This is a genomic window from Streptomyces sp. NPDC031049 (assembly GCF_055571015.1).
The window spans coordinates 1-3,345 of the sequence record NZ_JBVIGC010000043.1 but is presented as its reverse complement, the minus strand read 5'-3'; the positions used below and the strand labels follow the sequence as shown (position 1 = coordinate 3,345).

The 3,345-nt window shown below is 71.4% G+C and carries 4 protein-coding genes; 3 read left to right on the top strand and 1 reads right to left on the bottom strand.

Translation table 11 applies throughout. The annotated features are described in order from the left end of the window. On the top strand, positions 1-94 hold a 94-nt coding region (locus tag ACZ45Q_RS33990), incomplete at its 5' end, for an adenosylhomocysteinase (protein WP_351650166.1). A gap of 171 nt (positions 95-265) precedes the next feature. Then, positions 266-880 carry a hypothetical protein gene (locus tag ACZ45Q_RS33985; RefSeq protein ID WP_468269054.1) on the top strand — a complete coding sequence of 205 codons (615 nt, stop codon included), beginning with the start codon at positions 266-268 and terminating at the stop codon, positions 878-880. Positions 881-902: 22 nt separating this feature from the next. On the opposite strand, the gene ACZ45Q_RS33980 is transcribed toward ACZ45Q_RS33985, so the two are convergent. After that, the gene (locus tag ACZ45Q_RS33980; RefSeq protein ID WP_468269051.1) at positions 903-1,892 is read right to left on the bottom strand and encodes an RDD family protein; all 990 of its coding nucleotides are present in this window, start codon (positions 1,890-1,892) and stop codon (positions 903-905) included. A 127-nt stretch (positions 1,893-2,019) separates the two neighbouring features. Here ACZ45Q_RS33980 and ACZ45Q_RS33975 point away from each other — a divergent pair, with 127 nt between their 5' ends. Then, complete coding sequence (locus ACZ45Q_RS33975) at positions 2,020-3,027, top strand: stage II sporulation protein M (protein WP_468269048.1); 1,008 nt, start codon at positions 2,020-2,022, stop codon at positions 3,025-3,027. The last annotated feature ends 318 nt before the right edge of the window (positions 3,028-3,345 follow it).

Genomic DNA, 3,345 nt, shown 5'->3' with positions numbered 1-3,345 from the left:
CGGCGTCAAACTGACGACGCTGCGCCCGGAGCAGGCCGAGTACATCGGCGTGAAGGTGGAGGGCCCGTACAAGCCCGACCACTACCGATACTGACAGCCGCCCCGCCGCGGCCCGCCGTGAGCGCGTCCGTGCACTGACACGCTCACGGCAGCAGATCCTCCGAGACAGGCCCCCGCACCCCCGTGCCGGGGGCCTGCCCCGTTGCCGGACCAGCGGCGCCGGATCGTCCGGCGCCGGACCAGACCGTCACGACCCAGGACCCCCATGCCCCGCGGCCGCTATTCGCTCCACGATCCGCACGATCACACCCCCCTCGCCGAAGAACACTTCCAATGCGCCGTCGGCCCCTCAGGCTGGCGCTACGTCTCGCAGCTGACCACGCCCACCGGCGACCACCACGGCTCCGTCGACCTCACCCTGGACGAACTCGGCCGCCCCATCCGCCTGGAACTCCACGCCGCGAGCTGGCAGGTGCGCGGTGCCGCCCTCGACGGAGTCACCTGGGTCAGGACCGACCCCACCGGGACCGAGGCCACCGAAGGCAATGTGCGCGCCCACACCTTCGCCGGCACCTCCCCGGCCTTCCTCGTCGCCATCGCCCGTCTCCTGCGCCTCACCCCCTCCACGGCGGCAACCCGCCTGCGCGTCGTCACCTTCACGGACCCGGTCCTCGCCCCGCGCACCGTCGACCAGTCCTGGGCCCTGGTGAAAAGCGAAGCACACGCCACTGACAACGGCCCTCTGATCGTGGACGAATACCAGGTCACGGCCCTGGACACGGGCGAGCAGCACGCCGTGCACCTCGCCGGCGACGTCGTGCTCGCGGCCCCCGGCATCGAGTTGGAGGACCTGGAATCGCCGCCGTCCGTCTTCCCGTGACGGCGACGGCTCCCGCGCAGCACTACGCAGGTGGCGCGAACCCGGTGCCGGGTCGCCGCTCCTCCACCGGAGCCGTTGCCGGGGCGTCCGCTGAAGCCTCGTGCGAGGAGTCCTGCGGCGCCGGGGACGGAGAGGACACGGGCCCCGTCGCCGGGGGAACCGCCGCGGCCGGGGGAGCCACAGGGGCGGGGGATGCCGCGGGCGCCGGGGCAGCCGCGGGCGCGGGGAAGGCCACGGCCGCACCGCCGCCGGGCGCCCCAGGACCGCTTCCGAAGGCCCGCCGGCTCTCGCGCGCCTGCCGTTCCTGCACCACCGCCGCCAGATACGCCGCCGGCGGCACCCCCTGCGGCGCCGGCGCACCCGTACGAGCGGCGACATCGGCGGCCAGCCGCTCCGCCATCGACCAGCCGACCTGCGGGTCCAGCTGCCGCATCCGCGTCAGGTACTGCCGCACGGCCAGCCACAGATCGTCCGGGACCGCCGACAGATCCAGTCCCGAGAACCGACCCGCCAGCCACGGCGGAGGCGGCGGCACGAACCCACCCGGCGCGACCGGCACCCGCTCACGGACCACCAGCGTCCCGGCGAACACGTCACCGAGACGCCGCCCACGGGCCGACACCAGGGAGGCGATACAGGCGACGACCCCCAAGGTCATCAGAATCTCGATCACGCCGATCAACCCCCGCACCAGCGCATGCCGGAACCGGATCGGCCCGCCGTCGTCCCGCACCACCCGCAGACCGCACGCCATCTTCCCCAGCGACCGGCCATGGCTGAGCGTCTCGACGGCTATCGGCCCGCCCACCAGCACCAGCACGAACGTCCCGAGGGACAGTGCCGTCTGCGCCGCCACGTCCAGCGAGGCGGTGGCGGCCACCAGGCCGACGGTCACCGCGATGTAGACGGCCACGGCCACCGCCAGATCCAGCAACACGGCCAGCGCCCTGCTGGGCAGCCTCGCGGGGCGCAGCTCCAGCGCCACCGCCTCGCCCGTCACCAGATCACTCACGCCGACCGTCCTTCCCCTGCCCTGCCTCGAACACCGCCAGTCTGCCAAGCTGAGGGCACATCGCGCCGCAGTACGACAAGCTGATCCACGACGATCCGCCGACGACAGCCGAGGAGCAGGCACACCGATGGACCTCGACGTCTTCGTCTCCGCCCACCGAGCGGAGTGGGACCGCCTCGACGCCCTGCTCAAACGCCAGCGCCGCCTGAACGGGGCCGAGACCGACGAACTCGTCACCCTCTACCAGCGGGCGGCGACCCATCTCTCGCTCATCCAGTCCAGCGCTCCCGACCCGCAGCTGACCGGCCGGCTCAGCCAACTGGTGGCACGCGCGCGTAGCGCCGTCACCGGCACCCGCCGCGCGTCCTGGCGCGATGTGACCGGCTTTCTCACCCATGGGTTCCCTGCGGCCGTGTACCGAACCCGCCACTGGTGGGTCCCCACCGCGCTCATCTCCACCGCCGTGGCGGCGCTCCTCGGCTGGTGGATCGGCACCGATCCCCAAGTACAGGCCACCATCGCCGCACCCGCCGAACTGCGGGAGCTGACCCGCCCCGGCGGCCAGTACGAGTCGTACTACTCGACCCACCCCGCGGCCTCGTTCGCCGCCCAGGTGTGGACGAACAACGCCTGGGCGGCGGCGCTCTGCCTGATCCTGGGCGTCTTCCTGGGGCTCCCGGTCATCTGGATCCTCTTCCAGAACATGCTCAACCTCGGCGTGGGCTTCGGCCTGATGTCCTCCGCCGGTCGCCTGGACACCTTCCTCGGCCTGGTCCTCCCGCACGGTCTGCTGGAACTGACGGCGGTCTTCGTGGCGGCAGGCACCGGCCTGCGGCTCGGCTGGACGCTCATCGACCCCGGCCCCCGCACCCGCCGCACAGCCCTCGCGGAGGAGGGGCGGGCCGCCATCGGCATGGCGATCGGCCTCGCGCTCGTCCTGTTCATCTCCGGCGCGATCGAAGGCTTCGTCACCCCGTCGGGCCTGCCCACCTGGGCCCGCATCACCATCGGCGTCGTGGCCGAGCTGGCCTTCCTCGCCTACGTCTACGTCCTCGGCGGACGGGCCGCGCGCGCCGGCGGGACGGGGGACGTCGAGGCGGCCGAACGCAGCGCCACGGTGCCGACGGCCGCCTGATGTGCAAGCAGGCCCGGCGAGCTGCTAATCTCCTCTTCGCCCCGCGAGAGCCGTTGACACGGACCGAGCGGGGAGGTAGATTCGAACAGTTGCCTGGAGATGGGGTCACCCCAGAAGGCAGCAGGTAGTATCTATCTCGCTTCTTAATTGTCGAAGAAGCTTCCCGATGAATCGGAAACTGGCACCGGTCAAACCGGCCCGAAACTTCTGATAAAGTCGGAATCGCCGGAAAGGAAACCGCGAGAGCGGAAACCTGGAAAGCACCGAGGAAATCGGATCGGAAAGATCTGATAGAGTCGGAAACACCGAAGGGAAGCG

Bases quoted from the DNA above. Each gene is read 5' to 3' on its own strand.
- ACZ45Q_RS33985 (WP_468269054.1), top strand. From the start codon at position 266: ATGCCCCGCGGCCGCTATTCGCTCCACGATCCGCACGATCACACCCCC.
- ACZ45Q_RS33975 (WP_468269048.1), top strand. From the start codon at position 2,020: ATGGACCTCGACGTCTTCGTCTCCGCCCACCGAGCGGAGTGGGACCGC.